Origin of the sequence: Campylobacter sp. IFREMER_LSEM_CL2101 (genome assembly GCF_025771825.1) — a bacterium.
GTDB classification, from domain to species: domain Bacteria; phylum Campylobacterota; class Campylobacteria; order Campylobacterales; family Campylobacteraceae; genus Campylobacter_D; species Campylobacter_D lari_C.
Map to the genome: position 1 here is coordinate 162,108 of NZ_JAKMQZ010000001.1, position 22,729 is coordinate 184,836.

Below are 22,729 nucleotides of genomic sequence, written 5' to 3' on the forward strand. Positions count from 1 at the left end.
GAATAAAAGTTCTATAATTGCTCCGATATTAAAACTTATCAACTTTTAAAAGGAGTAAATATGAGCCAACTCATTGAAGGTTTTTTAGGCAAGAGTATTGATGGCAAAAAAAGCAAAATGCCAGCAAAACTTGACTATATTCAAAGTGCAACAGGCTTGATTTTAGGCTTGTTTATGTGGGCACATATGTTTTTCGTTTCTACCATTTTGGTTAGTGATGATTTTTTTGATTCAGTGGTTCACTTTTTAGAACTAAAATTTATCATTAATAGCCCTATGATGAGCTACATCACTTCTTTCTTAGCTGCCTGTGTTTTGGTTATTTTCTTTGTGCATGCGGGTCTTGCAATGAGAAAATTCCCTATTAATTTCAGACAATACCAACTTTGTAGAACACACTTAAAATATATGAATCATGGTGATTCTTCTTTATGGTGGGTTCAAGCTGCAACTGGTTTTGTAATGTTTTTCTTGGGTTCTGCACACTTAATTTTTATCATTACTAATGCAGATAAAATCAGTGCTGATATGTCAGGCGATAGAGTAGTGAGCCATTTTATGTGGTTATTTTACATTGCCTTATTAATCTGTGTTGAGTTGCATGGTAGTATTGGTCTTTATAGATTATGTGTAAAATGGGGTTGGTTTGAAGGTAAAGATGCAAAAGAAAGTCGTAAAAAACTTAAAAAAGCAAAATGGTTTATTAGTATTTTCTTCTTAGTTTTAGGTGTATTAAGCTTAGCTGCTTTTGCAAAAATAGGCTTTAATAATTACCAAAACAACTCTGTAGCGCAAATAGTAAAAACTTATGATGGAGCTAAATATGAACATACAATATAGTGATGCTTTAGTTATCGGTGGTGGTCTTGCAGGTTTAAGAGCTGCTATTGAAGTTGCAAAAAGTGGTCAAAGTGTAACTTTATTAAGTATTTGTCCGGTTAAAAGATCTCACTCAGCTGCTGTACAAGGTGGTATGCAAGCTAGTTTAGGAAATAGCGTTAAAGGTGAGGGAGATAATGAAGATGTGCATTTTGCTGATACAGTAAAAGGGTCTGACTGGGGCTGTGATCAAGAAGTTGCAAGAATGTTTGCGCAAACTGCTCCAAAAGCTGTGCGTGAGCTTGCTGCCTGGGGTGTGCCTTGGACTAGGGTTGCAAAAGGACCTAGAACTGTAGTTATCAATGCTCAAAAAACTACTATTGAAGAAAAAGAAGAAGCACATGGTCTTATAAATGCAAGAGACTTTGGTGGTACTAAAAAATGGAGAACATGTTATATCGCTGATGCAACAGGACACTGTATGCTATATGGTGTGGCAAATGAAGCGATTAAACATCAAGTTAAAATCATCGATAGAATGGAAGCAGTAAGAATTATCCATGATGGTAAAAAATGTCTAGGAGCTATTGCTAGAGATTTAACTAATGGAGAATTAATCGCTTATGTTGCTAGAGGAACTATGATTGCAACAGGTGGTTATGGTAGAATTTATAAACAAACCACAAATGCTGTTATTTGTGAAGGAACAGGCGCTGCTATTGCACTTGAAACTGGACTTTGCAGACTTTCAAATATGGAAGCAGTGCAATTTCACCCAACTCCAATCGTACCAAGTGGTATCTTACTAACTGAAGGTTGTAGAGGTGATGGTGGTATCTTAAGAGATGTTGATGGTTACCGCTTTATGCCTGATTATGAGCCTGAGAAAAAAGAACTTGCAAGTAGGGACGTTGTAAGTCGTAGAATGATGGAGCATATTAGAAAAGGAAAAGGTGTAAAAAGCCCTTATGGAGATCATTTATGGCTTGATATTTCTATCCTTGGTCGTGCTCATGTTGAAAAAAATCTTCGCGATGTTCAAGATATTTGTAAAACATTTAATGGTATTGATCCTGCTGATGAGGGTCCAAAAGGCTGGGCACCAGTTTTACCTATGCAACATTACTCAATGGGTGGTATTAGAACAAAGCCAACTGGTGAAAGTCAATGGCTAAATGGTCTTTTTGCGTGTGGTGAAGCAGCTTGCTGGGATATGCACGGATTTAACCGCTTGGGTGGAAATTCATGTTCAGAAACTGTTGTTGCAGGTATGATCGTTGGAGATTATTTTGCACAATATTGTAAAGAAAATGGTAATGATATTGATACAAATATCGTTAAATCTTTCCTTTCTAAAGAGTATGATTACTTAAAATCTCTTGTTAGCAAAGAAGGAAAACATGATGTATTTGAAATCAAAAATAGAATGAAAGACATTATGTGGGAAAAAGTAGCTATCTTTAGAACAGGCCAAGGTCTTGAAGAAGCGGTTAAAGAGCTTGAAGAATTGTATCAAAAATCACTTGATCTAAAAGTACATGATAAAGAATTAAAATGTGCAAATCCAGAGCTTGAAGAAGCTTACAGGGTTCCAAGAATGCTAAAAATTGCTTTATGTGTTGCTTATGGTGCGCTTTTAAGAACAGAAAGCCGCGGGGCTCATTATAGAGAAGATTATCCAAAAAGAGATGACTTAAATTGGATGAAAAGAACAAATACTTACTGGGTAGAAGGTGAAAGTATGCCTAGAGTTGAGTATGAAGATCTTGACATTATGAAAATGGAAATCCCACCTGCATTTAGAGGTTATGGTGCTAAAGGAAATATCATTGAAAATCCATTAAGTGAAAAACGCCAAGCTGAAGTTGATGCGATCCGTGAAAAAATGGAAGCAGAAGGCAAAGGAAGATATGAAATTCAACATGCTTTAATGCCTTATGAATTACAAGCTAAATTTAAAGCACCAAATCAAAGAATAGGAGTTGATTATGAGTAGAAAATTAACAATAAGAGCATTTAAATATAATCCATTAAGTAAAATTTCTAAGCCTCATTTTGTTACTTATGAGCTTGAAGAAACTCCATTTATGACGATTTTTGTGTGCTTAACTCAAATCAGAGAAAAAATGGATGCGGATTTGAGTTTTGACTTTGTATGTAGAGCAGGGATTTGTGGAAGTTGTGCTATGATGATCAATGGTAAGCCAAAACTTGCTTGTAAAACATTGACAAAAGACTATCCAGATGGCGTTATAGAGCTTATGCCTTTACCTGCATTTAGACACATTAAGGACTTAAGTGTTAATACAGGTGAGTGGTTTGATGGTATGTGTAAACGCGTTGAAAGCTGGGTGCATAATGAAAAAGAAACAGATATTTCTAAACTTGAAGAGCGTATTGAACCAGAAGTTGCTGATGAGACTTTTGAGCTTGATCGTTGTATAGAGTGTGGAATTTGTGTTGCTTCTTGTGCAACTAAGTTAATGAGACCTGACTTTATCGCAGCTACTGGACTTTTAAGAACAGCTAGATATTTACAAGACCCACATGATCACAGAACCATAGAAGATTTTTATGAATTAGTGGGTGATGATGATGGTGTGTTTGGATGTATGTCTTTACTTGCATGTGAAGATAATTGTCCAAAAGAACTACCTTTACAAAGCAAAATCGCTTATATGAGAAGACAGCTTGTCGCTCAAAGAAACAAATAATTCTAGCCCCCAAGAAAAGGGGGCTCTTAAAACCTTACTAAAACAAATTTGGCAAAATCATAGCGTTTATCTTGACACAAATACACTTTTTGATGAAAGTTTGATTGATGTTCAAAAAGTAGCAATTCTTTTAAGTACTAATCTTGAAAATTATGAAAGATTTAGCGCTTTAAATGAATTTAAAAGTTTGATGAAAAGTTTAAATTTACGCTTAGATCTTTATGGTATTCAGTATGCACAGGTTTGTTTTATTAACGCTTTAAATTTAGGAATTTTAGACAAAAATGAGCTTTTAAAAGCCTTGGAAAAACTTCAAAAAATCACCGATAATACTTTAATATATGCTTTTGTATCTAAACAAAAAGTTATTCAAAAAGATTACAAGCAAGAAGTTAAAAACTCACATCAAACACTAGATCTTATTAACCAAAACTTACAAGAGCTTTGCGAAGATGAAAAAGCTCAAAAACTCTTACAAGAAGCTTTAGTTAAATTTAGCAATATTGATTTTTCTATCGCGGTAACGGGTGTGGTAAATGCAGGTAAATCAAGTATGCTAAATGCACTTTTAAAAAAAGATTTTTTAGGTGTATCTAATGTGCCTGAAACTGCAAATTTAAGTGTTTTAAAATACGGCAAAGACCAAAAAGCTAAGATATATTTTTGGAGTGATGAAGAATGGCAAGATATTTTAAAAAGCTCTAAAGATAATCAAGAAATGCAAGAACTTATAAAACAATTAGAGCAAAATTTTAATCTAAATGAGTATATTGAAAAAGAAAATAAAAATATAGAAATAAAAATTGAAGAATTAAAAAATTACACTAGTGCAAAAAACAAAATCTCAGCACTTATTAAAAAAATAGAACTTTTTTCATCGCTTGATTTTTTAAAAGATAATGTTTGTATAGTTGATACTCCAGGACTTGATGATGTGATCATCCAAAGAGAGCTTTTAACAAAAGCTTATATAAGCAAAGCTGACTTTTTAATTCATCTTATGAATGCTTCTCAAAGTTTAAGTCAAAAAGATTGTGACTTTATTATAGAATGTTTGTTAACTTCAAGGGTAAGTAAGCTTTTGATTGTGCTTACTAAGGCTGACTTGCTTAGTCAAAAAGACTTACAAGAAGTAATTAACTATACTAAAAATAAGCTCAAAGAAAATTTAGCACAAAAGCAGCTTAGCCAAGAATTATTAGATAATGTAGATTTTGTGTGTATTTCTTCAAAACTAGCTAATGATTTTTATCAAAAAAAAGGTGGAAATTTAGAACAAAGCAATATTTTAACACTAGAAGAACTTATAGCCAAAAGCTTATATGATAAAAACAAAATCGCTCTAAGTGCTTATAAAAAAGAATTATTATTGCATTTAGAAAAAATAGAAGAAAAAATTAAATTTTCTAATAAAATGCTAAATTATGAAAGCTTTGAGCTTGATAGGCAAAATCAAGCTATTATCAATGATTTTAAAGCAAAAAAAGAAAAATTAATGCAAGTAAAAGCAGAGCTAAGTGCTATTTTTAGCACAAAAGATGAAAATACTCAAGAAATTTTAACGCTTTTGCATTTACTAGCTAAGAAATTAAAAGAAAAACTTATAGATGAGCTAAAATATAATCAAAATAATAAAATCAAAAACAACACTCAAAGATTAAACACTATCATTGATACGACTTTAAAAGATGGAATTTTTGATCTTTTAAGAGAATTAAAACAACAAAGTGAGTATAAGATCAATGAGCTTAAAAATACACTAAGCGTGAAATATGATTTTTTAAAAGTTATTTTAGAGCAAAATTGTGATGATTTTAAAAGCAAGGTTGAAGCAAAAATAGAAAGCATTTTCACTAATGATCTTTTTATGACATTAAAAGCGGAACTTTTAAAAAATTTAGAATCCACGCAAGATATTTATAAACTAGAAAGCTCTTTAGAAAATCAAATTTTAGAAAAATTACAAACATTTAATATAGAAAAAATCGCCCTAGATTTAAAAAATAATCAAGAATTTTTTACTAATTTAGAGCTTAGTTTAAATTTATACGAAAAAGAACAAGAAGAGCAAATCAAAGACTTAAAAGACTTGATTTTACAAATAGAACAAAATGAACAAAATTCCAAAGAGCTTTTAGAAAAAAACAATACAAAATTACAAAGTTTAAAGACTTTAAAAACGGAGCTTTTAAATGCAAAATGATTTGATTAATGATTTTTTAAAAGCTTATGAAAATGCTTATTGTAAAAGTTTTGATGATAGTTTTGAAGGAAAAATTTTAGCAATTAAAAATGCATTTTTAGAGCCAAGTTTGCATTTAAATGATGTGTTTTTAAAAGATCTTGAAATGATTATAGCTAGCTATAAAAGAGCCATTAATGTGGCCATTATAGGGCAATTTTCCAGCGGTAAATCTACGCTTTTAAATTTGATTTTACAAAAAGAATGCCTGCCAACAGGCGTGGTACCAGTGACTTTTAAACCTACTTTTTTACGCTATGCTAAAGAGTATTTTTTAAGAGTTGAATATGAAGATGGTAGTGATGAGATTGTTGATATAGATGAGCTTTCTAAATTTAGCGATCAAAGAAATGAGCTAAAAGAAACTAAAAGTTTGCACCTTTTTGCACCTATTGAGCTTTTAAAAGATATCACGCTTATAGATACCCCAGGTCTAAATGCAAACACCACCGACACGCTAACTACTTTTAAAGAACTTTCTTTTATGCATAGTGCTATTTGGCTTAGTTTGATTGATAATGCAGGTAAAAAAAGTGAAGAAGATGCTATAAAAGCAAATGCCAAGCTTTTAGAGCGTGGTGGGATTTGCGTGCTAAATCAAAAAGATAAGTTAAGTCAAGATGAGCTAGAAAATGTTTTAAATTACGCTCATTTAGTTTTTGATAAGTATTTTGAAAAAATCATCGCAATTTCATGCAAAGAAGCAAAATTTGATTTGCAAAAGTCAAATTTACCTTTACTTTATGAGTATTTAAAAGAACTTGATTATGAGCATATTAAAAAAGATTTTATCAAAGATAAACTTGGTAATCTATGCGAACTTTTGTCAAATCAATATGATTTATTTCAAAATGCACTAGAGCAATTAGAGCTTAAATTTAATACTATTATGCAAACTTTCAAAGTAAGCAAGCTAGAGCAAAAAATCAAAATTTTAAATCATAATTGTTTAGATAAGTTAAAACTTGTTGGAGAAAAAATTTCTCAAGAAATCTTAAAATTTATCAAAGAAAAAGATAGTAGTTATTATAAAGAAGCTAAGGGCTTATTTAAGAAAAATCTTTATGAAAAAGTTGCTTATAAAGCACCATATCTTTCAAGTGATGATGCGTTTTTGGCTATGTTTTATAACTCTGAAGCAATGAATAAGGAATTTAAAAGATTAAAAAATGAAATCGCTTTAGAATTTAGTCAAATCAAAGATGATTTTTCCTTACTTTTTACTAATTTAGAAGAGCAAATTTTGCTTTTTAAGGCTCAATTTTCAAATTTACAAAAAGAAAATGCCTTAGAAAGTGAAAAAGAATTTGCTAGTTTTAGAAGCTTTGCTAGTGCTAGCGAGGAGCTTTTTTTAAAAGATTTTAAGCAATTATTATTTAAAAGCCAACTTGAACTTGATCTATTTTTAGAAAAGCTTAATCTAAAAGCTTTAGCAAATTATGAAAGTGCTACTAAACTTACTTTGGGATTTTTTAGCACTAAAATGAATGCGAGTAAAGAATTTTACGAGCTTGATAGTACTGAGTTTAGCTTATATCATCCAAAAGCAAGTGAAGTACATCAAAGGGTATTAACTGAGCTTAATGTATATGAATTTGAAGATTTGCTTTTAAATAAGCCTGTAGTTTTAAAAATTTATAAAAATTATATGCAAAGCTTTGTTGATTTTATTGAAGCTAAAAGGCAGATTATTTTGAATTTAAAAAGTGAATTTGAGGCTAAAAAATCAATGATTTCTAGCATCAAATCCCAAATTTCTAAGCTTTAAAAATTTTTTCTAAGTGCGCCTTGTAGTTTGTAAAATATTCTTGTATTTGAGGATTTTTGATTACATCATTTGCTATGAAAGTAGGCAAAGCACTCATTCCTAAAAACTCATGTGCTTTGTGAAAGTGTAAATACACTCCATCAACTCCGGATCCATTAAAGAATTCATTCTCATCATCAAAAGCTTGCATTGGAGCATTCCAAGTTAGTGAAAGCATGTATTTTTTATTTTTTAAAAGCCCACCTGTGCCATAATTCTTAGTAGGTTCATTATGACTTCTACCATCGTTTTTATAAAACACTCCATGTCCTGCTGTGAAAACATCGTCAATGTATTTTTTCACTATCCAAGGCTCTCCCATCCACCAACCAGGCATTTGCCAAATCAAAACATCAGCATTTAGAATTTTTTCTACCTCATTGTTTGTATCATAGCCTTGATCTATATGTGTTTGCTGGGTTTGTAAACCAAGATCTTGCAGAGTTTTAAGTGCAAGCTCATGTAAGCTTGTGTTTAGTCTTCCTTTAGAGTGTCCAAAGTCTTTTGCACCATTTAATAACAATGCTTTTTGCATATTTTATCCTTTTATGTTTTTAAAATTATAATTTAACTATAATTTTATTTCAATACTGAAATTTATGTAAGATACTATATAAAAGGAAAGTATATGGAAGAAAAGTGCGATTTTACAGAATGTGGGTTTAACTATACCTTGTCTTTGATTTCGGGAAAGTATAAGATGAGTGTTTTGTATTGTTTGTTTCGCTATGAAGTTGTAAGATATAATGAACTTAAAAGATATCTTGGAAATATTTCTTTTAAGACTTTAACACATACTTTAAGAGAGCTTGAAAATGATGATTTAATCACGCGTAAAGAATACCCACAAATCCCTCCAAAAGTAGAATACCGCCTTGCTAAAAAAGGACAAAGCTTGATCCCTATTTTACAAGCGATGTGTGATTGGGGTGAGGCAAATCAAAAGGAAGAAAAATGATAGAATTATTAGATGATATAAATTTAGAAAAATACATGGGTACATGGTTAGAAATGGCTAGAAAACCTGCATTTTTTCAAAAAACTTGCAAAAGTGCTAAGGCAGAATATGAGCTAGAGTATGAAGGCTCTATACCTATAATTAAAGTCAAAAATATATGCACAAAAGAAAATGGAGAAATCTCTCAGGCAAATGGCAAAGCTAGGGTAAAATCTCCAAGATCTTTAGCGGTTAAATTTAGTATTTTTATGAATGTTTTTAACAAGCCAAACTATGAGATTATTTACATTGATACAAATTATCAAGTTTCTATCGTAGGTAGTCCTGATAAAAAATATCTTTGGATTTTATCAAGAGAGATTTTAGCAAAAGAGCAAATAAACTCTTTGCTTGAAATAGCCAAGCAAAGAGATTTTGACACTAGTGATGTGATTTTTGATGAGCATTAATCCTCTGCACTCATATCGATTACATAGCGGAATTTGGCTTTTCCTGAAGTGAGATTTTCATAAGCTTTGTCAATCTCGCTTGGTTTGATGAGTTCAATTTCAGGATAAATTCCATGTTCTAAAGAAAAGTCAAGCATTTCTTGAGTTTCTTTAATGCCCCCAATAAGCGAGCCATATACTTTTTTACCAGCTTTATGTACAAAGTGAATGATGTTAATGCTAGGACTTACTTCATGTGGAGGTAATCCTACTATAGCCATCTCACCACCAAATTTTAATAAATCCATATAAGCTAGTAGATCATAAGGGGTTGGTATGGTAGAGATGATGAGATCAAATCTTTCTTTTACTGTACTTTTATCTGTACTAGTATAAAAATTACTCACACCCATAGCTAGAGCTTCTGCTTTTTTGTTTTCATTTCTTGCAAAAACACTTACTTTTGCACCCATTTTCACAGCATATTTTACTGCCATCATACCAAGCCCACCAAACCCTGCTATGGCTACGCTTGAACCTTCTTTTATATTTGAAAATTTAAGCGGTGAGTAGGTAGTAATACCCGCACAAAGTAAAGGCGCTACTTTGTCAAGTGGAGTATTTTTTGGTACATTGATAGCAAATTTTTCACTTACTACGATGTTGTTTGAGTAGCCTCCATAGGTGTTTTCATTATCATGAAATACATCTTTGCAGTTATAAGTGTAGATGGTTTTACCATTTTCGCAAAATTGTTCTTGAGATTTTTTACATGCTTCGCACTCTCCGCATGAGTTTACCATGCACCCAACCCCAGCATAATCACCTACTTTAAATTTACTCACATTTTCACCCACTGCGATAACTTCTCCTGCTATCTCATGACCAGGTACGCAAGGGTAAGTTGCCTCACCCCATTCGCTTCTTGCGGTGTGTATGTCACTATGGCAAATTCCTGCGTATTTGATAGCGATTAAGATGTCGTTTTTGCCTACTTTATGGCGTGTAAATTCAAAAGGTGTAAATTTAGAATCCTTGCTAAGCATAGCATAACCTTTACTTTTAACACGACCATTTTCTAAAAAGATTTTTGAGTCCATTTTCTCTCCTTTGTGGTTTTTGAAATTATATTAAAGCTAGGTTTTTATTGCAATAGGGAAAATAAAGTAAGATACTATACTAAAGGTAAGTTTGTAGATTTTGCAAAAGAATATATAATTTAACTACCGAGTTTTTCTCGGTAGTTGTGAATTTTTCAAAAATTAAAAATTTTTATCTAAAACATATTTTTTATCTATTATAAATGATTTTTCTGTGGATGTATTATCTTCTTTTTTGCTTTGTATATAATAAATATCTTTTGCATCCGATAGAATGTGTACATTTTCTACTTTTATACCTTCTGCATTTTCAATAAAGCTGATATTATTATCTATTAATTTATCTTTTAGAATTTTATTTTTACTTAGTAGTAATTCCGCGTTAAAATTACCTATTTTTAAATATGAAATAATATTTTTATTTAAAGTAAAAAGAGAAAAAATCAAGATGATAGCATTGGTAAGTATAAAAAATTTAAAATCATTAATGTAAAATAAAAAGCTGAATAAACCTAAAATAAGAATACAAGCAAAGATTAAATAAATATCATTAATTTTTTGTGTATTAATAATAACAAGGGCATAAATAAAAGCAATAACTGCATATAATATAAATATTAATATGGTTTGCATTGCGCAAATTTCTATCATGTTTGATGAAATTATATATTTTCTCCCAAAAAACCATAGTATTATATTTGCAACAACTAATGTAATTAAAAATAAAAATAAAAATTTTATACTAGGGTCGTTTTGTGTAATAAAAAATATTATCAATGTGGCAATATAAATTAATATAGGAATTTTTATTGGTATTTTAAGAAAATATTTATGTAATTCTCTTGAAAAAACGAATACTGCTATATAGAAAAAACAAAAAATACCTCCAAATAAAATACCTGTCACTGCCAAAGCGATTATCTTTTGACTATCTATAAAAGGAATAGTTTTTGTTTGTATAAAATGCTGTGCTAGTATGAATATGGCTATAAAAAATCCCACGATATTAATCAATGAAAATAAATCTTTTGATTTCTTTAAAATCAATTTTGAAATATTGGTAAAATCTTGTGTATCTTTTCTTGTTCTATAAGATTCTTTATATTTTATAAATTTGGATTCAGATTTAAAAATTAACTCTTCTGACTTTTTAAAAATTGATTTATTAGCAAAATCTTGTATATATTTTCTTATTCTATGGGATTTTGTAAGTTCGGATTTATGTTTATTGAGCTTTTCTAGTTTTATTCTATCAATATTCTTTATATACAAATTAAAATAAAAATAAATTTCATTTTCTAAATCATTGATTTCATGAGGATTGTTTTTAAATTTTGTGTATTCTAAATTATTAAAAAATAATATTTCTTTATTTATAAGTTCTTGTAATCTTCTATTTATTATCTTTATATTCTCATGGTTTAAAATTTGTTTTTCTTCTTTAAGCTCTTTAATTAATTCTTGACAATCTTGTAGCCTTTTTTCTTTTGTAGCTAACAGGGTTTCAAAATTCATTAATAATCCTTATTTTATATTATCACAATTAATATCAAGGCATTAAAACAATATCTACCAAATCATTTTCTTTTATATCATCATGTGCTATCATAAGTGCGGCTTTGTGGTTAAGGTTGTTGATGATGGCACTTGATCCTTGTTTTTTGCCTTTTAAATTGGCATAAATTTTTCCATCTTTAAATTCTACATTACAAGCTACAAATTCTAAATGTGAACTTTTTTTCTTATAGTCAGTATTTGCAAATGCTTTAAATACATAGTCTTTTTCTTGTAAAAGCCAAGCATTTAAAAGTTCTCTTACATATAAATTAAACATCACCATAGCCGAGTATGGAAAACCCGGTAGAGCAAAGATGAATTTATCTTCAAATTTGGCTATTTTGATGTGTTTGCCAGGCTTTACATTGACTTTGTCTATGATGATTTCATACTCTTTAACAGCTTGTTTTAAAAAGTCAAAATCCCCCATGGAAACTCCACCAGTGGTAACTAAAATATCACATGCATTAAGTGCTTGTTTTAAAACACTTGGGGTTTTTTGCATATCATCTTTTAAAAGTGGGAAAATTCTAGCTTCAGCACCAAGTTTTTTTGCCATATTAGCTATGGCTACATGGTTTGATGAGCGAATTTGTGCAGGGTGTTCTAAGCTTTCGCCTAAGTCTTTGATCTCACTTCCACTACTTAGCACGCCTATGATAGGTTTAGCAAAAACACTAATGTGAAAGTGTCCAAGCTCGGCTAAAAGTGCTATCTCGCTATAGCCTAGCTTTGTGCCTTTTGTAAGTAAAATTTCACCTTTGGTGTAGCTCTCGCCAACCTTTCTTACAGCAAAGCCTTGTGGAACTTTTTCTTTTATATAAACCATGTTGTTTTTAACTTCTACTTTTTCAACAGGTACTAAGGTATCACAACCCTCACTCATCAAAGAACCTGTAAAGGTTTTAACACATTCTTTATTTTGTATTTTAAAGCTTGGAAAAACTCCCGCAGGTACTTCACCTATGATAGACAAAGGCTCATCTTGCTCGCTAAATTTGATCGCATAACCATCCATAGAAGCAGTGGGAAATTGAGGGTTGTTGGTAGAAGCTTTGATATCTATGGCTAAAATTCTATCTAAGCACTGTGTTAAAGCGATGTTTTCTATCTTTTCATATGCTTGTATGTGTGAATGAAGTATATCTAAACTTTGGTTATAAGAAGTTAGCATTTTAGTCCTTAGTGCTTAAAATTCCTGCTCCTTGAAGTTTCAAAGAGCGTTCTTTGGCATAAATTTTTTCGCCATTAATGATATCATATTTCCATATAGGTGCGCTTGCTTTAAAATCTTCTACAAAATCATTAATTAACTTAAGTCCTAATTTTCTTTGCTTGCTTAAAACCCCAGCAAAATAAGAACTCTCATGTACTTTAACCTCACCGATAGAGTGAGCAAACATCAAGCTTACATTTTCATTTGCAAGTTTTTGGCACCATTTTTCAAACCAAGTTTTTAATAAAGGCTCATATATATCAAAACTTAAAGCCTCAATCTCATCTTCAGCTCTGACTATACCGCAAAATGTGATCAAAGCTCCGCAGTTTTTATCTTTAGCATATTCATACCATCTAGCATAAATGCTAGGAATTTCTAAGGCTCCTTGATGTAATTCAAACATAACTCATCCTCCACAAACCGGTGGTAATAAACAAATTTTATCCCCATCTTTTAAGGTAGTTTCATCATCAAAAACCATTTCATCATTTAAAGCAACTGCACAAAGCTCAAGCCATTCTTTTAAGCTTTCATCTTGCCCTAAAATTGCTTTTAATTCTTTAAGATTGCTTACGTTTAGTTCTAAGCTTTCTTTGTTAATTGGCCCTAGAAATTCGACTTTTATCATTTTTTACCTTTACTCTTTTATTTCTAAAATTCCCATCATTCCAAGATCTTCATGCTCTAAAATATGGCAGTGAAACATTCTAATACCGGTAAATTTTTGACTCATTCTAAGTCTTAATTCTTCTCCAGGTCTTACATTAATCGTATCTTGCAATGCTCTGAATTTTGCTTTTGTTATTTTACCTTTAAATTTAGAAGATATGAGTTCAAATTGTGTTCCGTGTATATGGAAAGGATGATCCATATGTGATTTGTTTTTTACTACCCATTCTTCTACTTCATTTAATTTTGAGGTTAAATCCGTTCTATTCATATCAAATGTTTTACCATTGATTAAAAACATAGAGGCAAGGCTTTTTTTGATTTCTTCTTCACTTTTTTTACTAATACCATGCATTTGCATATGATCTTCACTCATAATCACTTCTTTAAAGCTTGTAGCTTCTTTTAAAGGTGGAAATTCGTGTAATTTCTCCGGTATGTTTTCTATAGTTTTTTCTACTTTAAGATTAGCTAACATAAGAGTGTAAGGTTTTTCTTTAACAAGCATTTTATCGCGGTCATAATAAGTACTTTCAAGTTTAAAATCACCTTTATTTGCTTTGATTAATACTTCTACTCTTGAAGCAGGACTTAAAAATAACTCATCTAATTCAACACCTTTTTCTATAAGCCCTCCATCGGTTCCTACTAAAATAAATTTAGCACCTTTAATGCGTAAATTTAAATATCTTGCCGCACAAAAATTATAAATACGAATTCTTTGAGCTTTGTCAAGTGTTATTTTTGGTTTTAATTGTCCATTGATAAGAACTAAATTTCCTTCTCTACCATTTAGCCAATCAAATAAATTATTATCAGGAATTTGTGCATTTTCATCTAAACGCAAATCACTAATCACCCAATCTTGTTCTTGTAAATGCGACAACGCATCTTTTTTAGCTTTAACTACAAATACCCCTGCTAAGCCTTTATAAACTTGTTTTGCTGTAGTGTAGTGTGGGTGTGGATGATACCAGTAAGTTCCTGCTGAATTTTCTCCAAGTTTAAAGCGATAAATTCTTTCTCTACCAGGCATGATAGGATCATGTGGGTTGCCATCTTGCTCAGGTGGTATGTCAAGTCCATGCCAGTGGATAGTAGTTGGTTCTTTTAAGCTATTTTTTACCAAAATTTCTACAGTGTCACCTTCATAAACTTCTATTTTAGGTCCAGGTATAGAGCCATTGTAAGTAAAGCATTTTGTTTTTTTACCTTTAACAAGTTCTATTTGACTTTCTTTGATTTCTATACTTGATCTAAAGAAATTTTTCTTTGTACTTGTATTTTTTAGAAGTTTTAAATTTGCTAATGTTTGTCCGCTAGGAAAGTCTTTTTCATCTAGTAATTTAATGTTTGGATTTTCTAGTTTTATAAAAGAAGTATTGATTTCTTTTGTGTCTTTTTGTGTATGTTTTGAGTGCATATTGTGATGAGAATGATCTCCCATTGCATAAGCACTGCTAATACTTGCTAAACCTAAAGCATTAAATTTTAAAAATAACCTTCTGTCCATTAAATTTTTACTCCTAAATTAATTTTGATTTGGATTTTGATTATAACTATTATTTGATTAATGATTGTAAATTATAAAAACAAGATATAATTTTAATATGATTTGTTATACAAGTGGTTTTAAATCAAAAAATTAAGGATAAATAATGCTAATTAAAAATCATTTAGATAAAGACTTTCAAACTCCTGCTTATATTTTAGAAGAAGATAAACTTAGAAAAAATTGTGAGCTTTTGGCTAAAGTGAGCGAGCAAAGTGGAGCAAAAGTTTTGCTTGCGCTAAAGGGTTTTGCTTTTTCAGGTGCTATGGATATAGTGGGTGAGTATCTATCAGGCTGTACTTGTAGCGGGCTTTGGGAAGCTAAATTTGCAAAAGAATATATGGATAAAGAAATTCATACTTTTTCACCTGCTTTTAAAGAGGATGAAATAGATGAAATCATAGATCTTTCACACCATATAGTATTTAATTCTTTTAATCAGTTTAAAAAATTTAAAGACAAAGCAAGTAAAAAGTCTCTTGGTTTGCGTTGTAATCCAGAGCTTTCAGTAGCCCCAAAAGAACTTTATAATCCTTGTGGCAGATTTTCAAGATTAGGAATTCGTGCAATTGATTTTGAAAATGAAGATTTAAGCGCTTTAAGTGGGCTTCATTTTCATGCTTTATGTGAAGAAAGTGCGCATTCTTTAGAGCTTGTGTTAAATGCTTTTGAAGCTAAATTTTCAAAATTTATTAAAAATATGAAATGGGTTAATTTTGGCGGGGGTCATCACATTACAAAAGAAGGCTATGACACGCAAAAACTAATTGATCTTTGTAAAAAATTTAGCGATAAATATGGAGTGCAAGTGTATCTTGAGCCAGGTGAGGCTGTGGGTTGGCAGTGTGGAACTTTAGTTGCAAGTGTGATAGATATAGTAGAAAATGAGAAAAAAATAGCTATTTTAGATACTTCAAGCGAAGCTCATATGCCAGATACTATCATCATGCCTTATACAAGTGAGGTTTTAAATGCTAGAATTTTATCAAGTCGTGATGGGGAAAAATACAGCGAGTTAAAAGAAAATGAATTTGCTTATTTACTTGGTGGTAATACTTGCCTAGCAGGGGATATTATGGGTGAGTATGCTTTTAATCAAGAATTAAAAATAGGACAAAAAATAGCATTTTTAGATCAAATTCATTATTCCATAGTTAAAAACACCACATTTAATGGAGTAAGACTTCCAAATTTAATGTTCTTAGATAAGAATGAAAATTTATCTATGGTAAGAGAATTTGGCTATGAAAATTATTCAAAAAGAAACTAAAAATTGAGTTTTTTTGTAGTTTTTTGCAAATTTATGTTTTTTAAATAAAACTTTTTTTAAAATAAAAATGGAAACTGAAAATTAACAAAACTACAACGCTAAGCTTTAGCTAGCGTGTAATGTTTAGGAGTAATTTATGTATAGGGTTATACTAGCTCTTTTAGCCTGTTTTAACTTTCTATTTGCTCAAGAAAATTTTGAAGTTAAAAATACTCAAATTTGGGATGTGCAAAGAGTGATGAATATAGAAAGTTATCAAAATTTTGGTGCTTTGTGGACTAAACTACAAGGTGAATATATTGCAAGTGCTGTTTTGATTATACTTATAGTGGTAATTTCAGCTTTTGCATTGCATTATATGGTCATAGGTCCAAAGAAATTTTCTCATGATGGTAAGAAAATTTACGCTTTTTCAGTATTTGAAAGATTGTTTCATTTTGTAGCAGCAATCTCTTGGGTTATCCTTGTGCCAACCGGACTTATTATGATTTTTGGATCATACTTTGGTGGTGGATTCTTTGTAAGAATGTGTAAAAACTTACATGGTATTGCTACTATTTTATTTATCATTTCTATCATTCCTATGCTTTTGTGTTGGATTAAAAGAATGCTTCCTGCAAGTTATGATTTAAGATGGATGATGATAGTAGGTGGATATTTAAGTAAAGAGAAAAAACCTGTGCCCGCGGGTAAGTTTAATTTTGGTCAAAAATCATGGTATTATATAGCTGTTTTTGGCGGCTTTTTGATGATAATCACCGGTGCATTTATGTTTTTCCTTGATTTTAATTCTACTTCTTTACAATCTATTTTTGGAATTTCTCATATAGATATTTTAAGAGCTTCGGCTATCATCCATAATATTTTGGGTATTTTATGTGCAGTATTTTTTGCTATTCATATTTATATGGCTGTATTTGCTATTAAAGGAAGTATCCATTCTATGATTAGTGGTTATAAAGAAGAAGAAGAAGTTTATATTTTACATTCTTATTGGTATAAAGAATTAAGCGATAAAAAACAAATCAATCCATCATTTACTTACGATTCTAAAACAAAATTTTAAAATCTCACTTGATTTTTTTAAATTTTCCTTGTTATAATCAAATAAAAATAACAAGGAAAATTAATGATACAAGATGTTGATCTTTCGCGTAAATATTTTTATGAATTTTTTTCAAAAGCTTTTAATTTTATTGATGAAAATGAGTTTAAAATTTGGCATGAGCAAGTTTTAGTTTTAGCTCAAAGTCCTTTAGATGATAGTTTAAAACCTGATTTTGAAAAACTTAGTGCATGTGATTTTACAAGTTTTAAAGAAGAACAAAATGGGGTGTTTTTTGATTTTTCTTATGTGAATGTGCCTATTAGTGCTTCTTTTTATGATGAGGGTAGAGATGATGGTAAAATGAAACTTCAAGCCTGTGAAATCATTAGAAAAACCAAATTTAGAAAAAAAGAAGATTGCAGACAAAGTGAAGATGAATTTGGCTTTTTGTTTGCTTTTATGGCAAGTATTATTGAGCATGATTTAAAAGTTGCACAGCAATTATTTCGTTTTGTGATAAACCCTGTAATAGATGAGTTTATAGAAAAATTGCAAATTCACAAAAACTCAAATTTTTACATTGCTATTGCTAATATTATGAAAGTCTTTTTTGTAAATGAAAGAGCTTATTTAGAAGTACAAGCACCTATGAAAAAAGAAGGCAAAAGCGTAGCAGATGAAGCTTTACAAAGACTTCCTTACGAACCAAGACTTCCTACTAAATTTAGTAAAACAAATATAGAAGAACTTAGTAAATTATAAAAATTAATATGTATTTTGTTACCAAAATACATATTATCAAAATCATCTTTTTATGAAAATAGAAATTAAATAAAATCTTAAGTGAAAATATGCAAAATTTACTCTGTTAAGTGCGTAAATACTTTGAAAATAAGTATTTATAGTTATTCTTTACTTTTATTTCAAAGGAGAGAACATGGAGGCCAATCAAAGAAGAGATTTTTTAAAAAAATCTTTGAAAATTGGTGCTTTAGGGGTGGTAGCTGGAGCAAGCGTAAATGCTTTAGCTAAAGATGACTACCAAGAGCAAAATACCGTAGTTTTAGGAAAAAGTACTAAAAAAGAAGTACTTTATAAAAAAACTATGCATTGGGAAAAATACTACAAAATAGCTTATTAACTAAGAAAGGAAGAAGATGGCATTAGCAAGAAGAAATTTTCTTAAGCTTGCTGGTATTGCTGGTCTTGGAAGTGCGGCTTTTGGTAGTGAAAACAAAGCTATTAGAGCTGCAAGTGAACAAGAAGTAGCAAATCCTTATCCAGATTCTAAGATTGTTAGAACAATCTGTAGTATCTGTAGTGCAGGCTGTGGAATTAAAGCAGAAGTACAAGATGGAGTTTGGGTGCGTCAAGAAAACGCTATAGAACATCCTATTTCTCAAGGATCACACTGCTGTAAAGGGATAGATCAAATCGATCTTACTAAATCAAAACAGCGTATTAAATATCCTATGAAAAAAGAAAATGGCAAATGGGTACGTTTAACTTGGGAGCAAGCTATCAACGAAATTGGTGATAAAATGCTTGAAATCCGTAAAGAAAATGGACCTGATAGCGTTATGTTCTTAGGTTCAGCTAAATTTAATAACCAACAAGCTTATTATTTTAGAAAATTTGCAGCATTTTGGGGTACTAATAATATAGACCACGTTGCTAGAATTTGACACAGCGCAACAGTCGCCGGTGTGGCGAATACATGGGGTTATGGCGCTATGACAAATCATTTTGGTGATGTGACTAAACATTCAAAAATGATGATTATTTTTGGTGCAAATACTGCTGTGGCAAATCCTATTGGATTTAAACACTTATTGCAAGCAAAAGATCGTAATAATGCTAAATTAGTAGTTGTAGATCCTGTATTTACAAAAACTGCGGTACATGCTGATGAATACGTAAGAATTCGTCCAGGTACAGATATAGCTTTAGTTTATGGTATGCTTCATTTAATCTTTAAAAATGGTTGGGAAGATAAAGAATTAATCAAAACTAGAACTTATGGGGTTGAAGAAATAAAAGCAGAAGCTGCTAAATGGACTCCTGAAGTTGTAGAAGATGTAACGGGTGTTCCAGCTGCTCAACTTGAAAAAATCACAAGAATGCTAGCTACAATCAAACCTGCTACGCTATTTTGGGCTTTAGGTATTACTCAACACTCAGTAGGTAGCTCTAATACAAGAATTCTAGCTATCTTACAACTCGTTCTTGGTAATATAGGCAAGCCAGGTGCAGGAACAAATATCATTAGAGGTCATGATAATGTTCAAGGTGCTACTGATATGGGTTGTTTAGCTGATACTTTACCGGCTTATTATGGTTTAGGTGATGATGCATGGAATCATTTTGCTAATTTTTGGAATGTAGATAGAGAATATTTAAATTCAAGATTTTATTCTAAAGAATGGATGCATGAAAAAGGCTTTTCACTAGCAAAATGGTGGCAAGGTGTTTTACATGAAGAAAAAACTTATTCTAACTCACCTATCCGCGTACTTTGGGTGCAAGGAACGGGTATTACTTCTATGGCACATACGGTAAAAATTCAAGAAGCACTTAAAAAACTTGATATGATCGTAATTGCTGAGCCTTTTGTAAATGAAGTAGCAGTTTTAGCAGATCGTCCTGATGGTATTTATATCATCCCTGCTTGTACTCAATTTGAAACAGAAGGTTATGTAACTGCGACTAACCGTGCTATGCAATGGCGCTCTCAAGTAGTAAAACCAATTTATGAAAGTAAAGAAGACCATGAAATTATGTTTGCTTTTGCCAAAAAATTTGGTTTTTACAAAGAATACACTCGCGGTATGAAAATGGAATTAAAAGATCATAAACTTGTGCAAACAAGAGATGATAGTGATGATAATTTCGTATGGCCTGATGATGCTACAAGAGAAATGAGTAATGGTCTTTTAAGTATAGGTTTAAGAGGTATTTCAGCTGAGCGTCTAAGAAAACACCAACAAAATTGGGAACATTTTGATCCTGATACTCAAAGAGGTATTGGTGGTGAAGTTAAAGGTGAATACTATGGTCTACCTTGGCCTTGTTGGGATAAACAGCACCCTGGTACTTCTATATTATGGAATACTGATGTGCCTTATGAAGAAGGTGGTATGGGCTTTAGAAACCGTTTTGGTTTAGAGCATGAGGGGCATTCTCAATTAGCAGATGAAGCTTTTACCCCAAAAGGATGTAAAGTTAAAGGTGGTTACCCACAAATTACTAAAGCAAATATCGAAAAAGTGTTTAATATTAAACTAAGCAATAGTGAAAAAGAATTAATGGGTGCTAGCTGGAGTACTGATATTTCAGGTATTATCTTAGAAAAATGTAGGGAAAAAAGTGCTTGTTGTTTAGGTAATGCAAGAGCGAGAATGAAAGTTTGGGAATTTGCTGATCCTATTCCGTTGCATAGAGAGCCTATTCACTCGCCTCGTTGGGATTTGGTTAAAAAATATCCTACTTGGGGTGATCAAGAGAAAAACTTTAGGGTTGAGAGTAAATTTATTAGCGAGCAACAAAAAACAGATTGGAGTAAAGAGTTTCCAACTATTATTTCAAGTATGCGCTTAGTAAATTTAAGCGGTGCGGGTATGCTTGAGAGAACTAGTAAATATCTTGCTGCAATCACACCTGAGATGTTTGCTAATGTGCACCCTGAACTTGCTTTAAAATATGGTATAAATGATGGTGATATGATGTGGATTCATTCACCACAAGGCACTAAGATTAAAGTAAAATGTGTGCATAATCATTCAGTTACGCCAGATAGAATTTGCTTGCCTTATAATTTTGCAGGTATTATGCAAGGTGTGGATTTAAGTTATAATTATCCTGAAGGTACTAAACCTTATACTATAGGGGAAAGTTCTAACACGGTTACTAACTATGGTTTTGATATAAATACGCAAATTTCTGAGTTTAATGCAGGACTTTGCAGACTTGAAAAGGCTTAAGGGGTAAGTTATGGCTAGAATGAAATTTTATGTAGATAATAATCGCTGTATTTCTTGCTTTGCTTGTCAAGTAGCTTGTTCAAGTGCGCACGAAGTACCAGTGGGAATTAATAGAAGAAAAGTAATCACTTTAAATGAAGGTATAGAAGGCAAAGAGTTTTCAACAACTCTTGCTTGCCAACACTGTACAGATGCTCCGTGTGAGCAAGTTTGTCCTGTAAAATGCTTTTATATTAGAGCTGATGGTATTGTTTTACATGATAAAAAAACTTGTATAGGTTGTGGGTATTGTCTTTATGCATGTCCTTTTGGTGCTCCACAATTTCCAAGAGATGGTGCTTTTGGTATTAAGGGTGAAATGGACAAATGTACTATGTGTGCAGGTGGTCCTGAGCCTACTAACTCTCATGAAGAAAGAGAGCTTTATGGACAAAATCGTATCGCAGAAGGTAAAGTGCCTATGTGTGCTGCGGTTTGTTCTACAAATGCACTTTTGGTTGGTGATGCAGCTGAAGTTAGTGCAATGTATAGAAAAAGAGTTTTACTCAAGGGTCAAAATTTAGGACTTGATGTAAAATAATTCAAAGGGTGTTTACAAGCACCCTTTTTTACTACTTATAATCCAAGGTTAATTCATGGAAGAGCTAATTTTACAAATTCAAAAAAATCTTGATGAAAATAATAAACTTACTTGTAAAAAAGCACTAGAACTTTTAAAACAATATTCTAAAGAAGATTTTCAAACTGCTATAAAAGAATTAGGCGTAAAAATTTCAGATTGTGAGTTAGGTCAATTTGGCAAGTTAAACAAAAATATAGCAAAAAGTGAAATTTTAGAAAAGTTAGAAACAAAATTAGATTCTAAGCGTCGCATATCATGTAAAGATACTTTAGAATGTACTAAAGACTTTAATATGGCTGATATTAGAGCCACACTTAAAACTTATAAAATTGATGTTAAATACTGTGAACTTGGTTGCTTTGAAGAAAAAAAAGGTAAAAAATTTCATATAAAAAGTAAAATTTGGATAGAAAATTCTGATGGAGAATTACTTTTTGGTAAGGGTAAAACAGATATTTTAGAATTAGTAGGAGAATGTGGAAGTATTTCTCAAGCAGCTAAACAATTAGGGATTAATTATAAAAAAGCATGGCTTTATATACAAGATTTGGAAAAAAATATGAAAGAAGAATTACTCATTGCCAAAAAAGGAAGAGGAAGTGAAGCTGGTAGCAAACTTACTCCAAGAGCTTATGAGTTAATTCAAAATTTTAAAATTTTACAACAAGATGTAGAAGAATACACTAATAAACGCTTTAAAGAATTATTTTTTAAGAAAAATCAAGAAAAAGATAAAACTTAATT

21 protein-coding genes are annotated in these 22,729 nt (G+C 31.1%); 14 read left to right on the top strand and 7 right to left on the bottom strand.

Annotation, left to right across the window (positions count from 1 at the left end):
- The first annotated feature begins 60 nt into the window (after nt 1–60).
- The 5 genes from L8V88_RS00860 to L8V88_RS00880 are packed head-to-tail and all read left to right on the top strand — an operon-like array spanning nt 61 to nt 7,543.
- Entirely contained in the window at nt 61–840 is a 780-nt protein-coding gene (locus L8V88_RS00860; protein ID WP_039617578.1) for a fumarate reductase cytochrome b subunit, read from the top strand.
- Complete coding sequence (locus L8V88_RS00865; protein ID WP_263726400.1) at nt 824–2,815, top strand: fumarate reductase flavoprotein subunit; 1,992 nt, start codon at nt 824–826, stop codon at nt 2,813–2,815. The genes L8V88_RS00860 and L8V88_RS00865 overlap by 17 nt, the downstream gene beginning before the upstream one ends.
- Nucleotides 2,808–3,533: a fumarate reductase iron-sulfur subunit gene (locus tag L8V88_RS00870; RefSeq protein ID WP_012661078.1), complete on the top strand. Its 726-nt coding sequence runs from the start codon at nt 2,808–2,810 to the stop codon at nt 3,531–3,533. The genes L8V88_RS00865 and L8V88_RS00870 overlap by 8 nt, the downstream gene beginning before the upstream one ends.
- Nucleotides 3,511–5,736: a dynamin family protein gene (locus tag L8V88_RS00875; protein ID WP_263726401.1), complete on the top strand. Its 2,226-nt coding sequence runs from the start codon at nt 3,511–3,513 to the stop codon at nt 5,734–5,736. The genes L8V88_RS00870 and L8V88_RS00875 overlap by 23 nt, the downstream gene beginning before the upstream one ends.
- Complete coding sequence (locus tag L8V88_RS00880) at nt 5,726–7,543, top strand: dynamin family protein (RefSeq protein WP_263726402.1); 1,818 nt, start codon at nt 5,726–5,728, stop codon at nt 7,541–7,543. The genes L8V88_RS00875 and L8V88_RS00880 overlap by 11 nt, the downstream gene beginning before the upstream one ends.
- Here L8V88_RS00880 and L8V88_RS00885 read toward each other — a convergent pair.
- The gene (locus tag L8V88_RS00885; protein WP_263726403.1) at nt 7,533–8,117 is read right to left on the bottom strand and encodes an NAD(P)H-dependent oxidoreductase; all 585 of its coding nucleotides are present in this window, start codon (nt 8,115–8,117) and stop codon (nt 7,533–7,535) included. The two genes, L8V88_RS00880 and L8V88_RS00885, sit on opposite strands and share 11 nt — an antisense overlap.
- Before the next feature lie 93 nt (nt 8,118–8,210).
- Between L8V88_RS00885 and rrpA the strand changes: the two genes are divergently transcribed.
- The gene (gene rrpA, locus L8V88_RS00890) at nt 8,211–8,540 is read left to right on the top strand and encodes a MarR family transcription factor RrpA (protein WP_087700365.1); all 330 of its coding nucleotides are present in this window, start codon (nt 8,211–8,213) and stop codon (nt 8,538–8,540) included.
- Complete coding sequence (locus L8V88_RS00895) at nt 8,537–8,989, top strand: lipocalin family protein (RefSeq protein ID WP_263726404.1); 453 nt, start codon at nt 8,537–8,539, stop codon at nt 8,987–8,989. Before rrpA ends, L8V88_RS00895 begins: the two co-directional genes overlap by 4 nt.
- Here the strand turns inward: L8V88_RS00895 and L8V88_RS00900 are convergent.
- From L8V88_RS00900 to L8V88_RS00925, 6 genes are all read right to left on the bottom strand, one after another.
- On the bottom strand, nt 8,986–10,068 hold the full coding sequence (locus L8V88_RS00900; RefSeq protein ID WP_263726405.1) for an NAD(P)-dependent alcohol dehydrogenase: 1,083 nt from the start codon (nt 10,066–10,068) through the stop codon (nt 8,986–8,988). The two genes, L8V88_RS00895 and L8V88_RS00900, sit on opposite strands and share 4 nt — an antisense overlap.
- A gap of 162 nt (nt 10,069–10,230) precedes the next feature.
- A complete protein-coding gene (locus L8V88_RS00905) occupies nt 10,231–11,583 on the bottom strand; it encodes a hypothetical protein (protein ID WP_263726406.1) in 1,353 nt (450 codons plus the stop codon).
- 34 nt (nt 11,584–11,617) lie between these two features.
- Nucleotides 11,618–12,799, bottom strand: coding sequence for a molybdopterin molybdotransferase MoeA (locus tag L8V88_RS00910; protein WP_263726407.1), 1,182 nt, complete (start codon nt 12,797–12,799; stop codon nt 11,618–11,620).
- Between the two features lies 1 nt (nt 12,800).
- A complete protein-coding gene (locus L8V88_RS00915; RefSeq protein WP_039627992.1) occupies nt 12,801–13,247 on the bottom strand; it encodes a molybdopterin synthase catalytic subunit in 447 nt (148 codons plus the stop codon).
- 3 nt (nt 13,248–13,250) lie between these two features.
- Nucleotides 13,251–13,472, bottom strand: coding sequence for a MoaD/ThiS family protein (locus L8V88_RS00920; RefSeq protein ID WP_263726408.1), 222 nt, complete (start codon nt 13,470–13,472; stop codon nt 13,251–13,253).
- A 9-nt stretch (nt 13,473–13,481) separates the two neighbouring features.
- Nucleotides 13,482–15,026, bottom strand: coding sequence for a multicopper oxidase family protein (locus L8V88_RS00925; RefSeq protein ID WP_263726409.1), 1,545 nt, complete (start codon nt 15,024–15,026; stop codon nt 13,482–13,484).
- Between the two features lie 145 nt (nt 15,027–15,171).
- Between L8V88_RS00925 and nspC the strand changes: the two genes are divergently transcribed.
- The 7 genes from nspC to L8V88_RS00960 all read left to right on the top strand — a co-directional run bounded on the left by nspC (nt 15,172) and on the right by L8V88_RS00960 (nt 22,727).
- Entirely contained in the window at nt 15,172–16,335 is a 1,164-nt protein-coding gene (nspC, locus tag L8V88_RS00930) for a carboxynorspermidine decarboxylase (protein ID WP_263726410.1), read from the top strand.
- Nucleotides 16,336–16,471: 136 nt separating this feature from the next.
- Entirely contained in the window at nt 16,472–17,401 is a 930-nt protein-coding gene (locus L8V88_RS00935) for a formate dehydrogenase subunit gamma (RefSeq protein ID WP_263726411.1), read from the top strand.
- 63 nt (nt 17,402–17,464) lie between these two features.
- A complete protein-coding gene (locus L8V88_RS00940) occupies nt 17,465–18,145 on the top strand; it encodes a molecular chaperone (RefSeq protein ID WP_263726412.1) in 681 nt (226 codons plus the stop codon).
- A gap of 175 nt (nt 18,146–18,320) precedes the next feature.
- Nucleotides 18,321–18,524, top strand: a complete 204-nt coding sequence (locus tag L8V88_RS00945) for a twin-arginine translocation signal domain-containing protein (RefSeq protein WP_012661099.1) — start codon at nt 18,321–18,323, stop codon at nt 18,522–18,524.
- Nucleotides 18,525–18,540: 16 nt separating this feature from the next.
- Complete coding sequence (locus tag L8V88_RS00950) at nt 18,541–21,363, top strand: formate dehydrogenase subunit alpha (protein WP_263726413.1); 2,823 nt, start codon at nt 18,541–18,543, stop codon at nt 21,361–21,363.
- A gap of 10 nt (nt 21,364–21,373) precedes the next feature.
- Complete coding sequence (gene fdh3B, locus L8V88_RS00955) at nt 21,374–21,943, top strand: formate dehydrogenase FDH3 subunit beta (RefSeq protein WP_039617607.1); 570 nt, start codon at nt 21,374–21,376, stop codon at nt 21,941–21,943.
- A gap of 55 nt (nt 21,944–21,998) precedes the next feature.
- The gene (locus L8V88_RS00960; RefSeq protein WP_263726414.1) at nt 21,999–22,727 is read left to right on the top strand and encodes a winged helix-turn-helix domain-containing protein; all 729 of its coding nucleotides are present in this window, start codon (nt 21,999–22,001) and stop codon (nt 22,725–22,727) included.
- Nucleotides 22,728–22,729: the final 2 nt, after the last annotated feature.

Excerpts from the sequence above, each read along its gene's own strand:
- L8V88_RS00860 (WP_039617578.1), top strand. The coding sequence starts at position 61 with ATGAGCCAACTCATTGAAGGTTTTTTAGGCAAGAGTATTGATGGCAAA.
- L8V88_RS00865 (WP_263726400.1), top strand. The coding sequence starts at position 824 with ATGAACATACAATATAGTGATGCTTTAGTTATCGGTGGTGGTCTTGCA.
- L8V88_RS00870 (WP_012661078.1), top strand. The coding sequence starts at position 2,808 with ATGAGTAGAAAATTAACAATAAGAGCATTTAAATATAATCCATTAAGT.
- L8V88_RS00880 (WP_263726402.1), top strand. The coding sequence starts at position 5,726 with ATGCAAAATGATTTGATTAATGATTTTTTAAAAGCTTATGAAAATGCT.
- L8V88_RS00885 (WP_263726403.1), bottom strand. The coding sequence starts at position 8,117 with ATGCAAAAAGCATTGTTATTAAATGGTGCAAAAGACTTTGGACACTCT.
- rrpA (WP_087700365.1), top strand. The coding sequence starts at position 8,211 with ATGGAAGAAAAGTGCGATTTTACAGAATGTGGGTTTAACTATACCTTG.
- L8V88_RS00895 (WP_263726404.1), top strand. The coding sequence starts at position 8,537 with ATGATAGAATTATTAGATGATATAAATTTAGAAAAATACATGGGTACA.
- L8V88_RS00900 (WP_263726405.1), bottom strand. The coding sequence starts at position 10,068 with ATGGACTCAAAAATCTTTTTAGAAAATGGTCGTGTTAAAAGTAAAGGT.
- L8V88_RS00905 (WP_263726406.1), bottom strand. The coding sequence starts at position 11,583 with ATGAATTTTGAAACCCTGTTAGCTACAAAAGAAAAAAGGCTACAAGAT.
- L8V88_RS00910 (WP_263726407.1), bottom strand. The coding sequence starts at position 12,799 with ATGCTAACTTCTTATAACCAAAGTTTAGATATACTTCATTCACACATA.
- L8V88_RS00915 (WP_039627992.1), bottom strand. The coding sequence starts at position 13,247 with ATGTTTGAATTACATCAAGGAGCCTTAGAAATTCCTAGCATTTATGCT.
- L8V88_RS00920 (WP_263726408.1), bottom strand. The coding sequence starts at position 13,472 with ATGATAAAAGTCGAATTTCTAGGGCCAATTAACAAAGAAAGCTTAGAA.
- L8V88_RS00925 (WP_263726409.1), bottom strand. The coding sequence starts at position 15,026 with ATGGACAGAAGGTTATTTTTAAAATTTAATGCTTTAGGTTTAGCAAGT.
- nspC (WP_263726410.1), top strand. The coding sequence starts at position 15,172 with ATGCTAATTAAAAATCATTTAGATAAAGACTTTCAAACTCCTGCTTAT.
- L8V88_RS00935 (WP_263726411.1), top strand. The coding sequence starts at position 16,472 with ATGTATAGGGTTATACTAGCTCTTTTAGCCTGTTTTAACTTTCTATTT.
- L8V88_RS00940 (WP_263726412.1), top strand. The coding sequence starts at position 17,465 with ATGATACAAGATGTTGATCTTTCGCGTAAATATTTTTATGAATTTTTT.
- L8V88_RS00945 (WP_012661099.1), top strand. The coding sequence starts at position 18,321 with ATGGAGGCCAATCAAAGAAGAGATTTTTTAAAAAAATCTTTGAAAATT.
- fdh3B (WP_039617607.1), top strand. The coding sequence starts at position 21,374 with ATGGCTAGAATGAAATTTTATGTAGATAATAATCGCTGTATTTCTTGC.
- L8V88_RS00960 (WP_263726414.1), top strand. The coding sequence starts at position 21,999 with ATGGAAGAGCTAATTTTACAAATTCAAAAAAATCTTGATGAAAATAAT.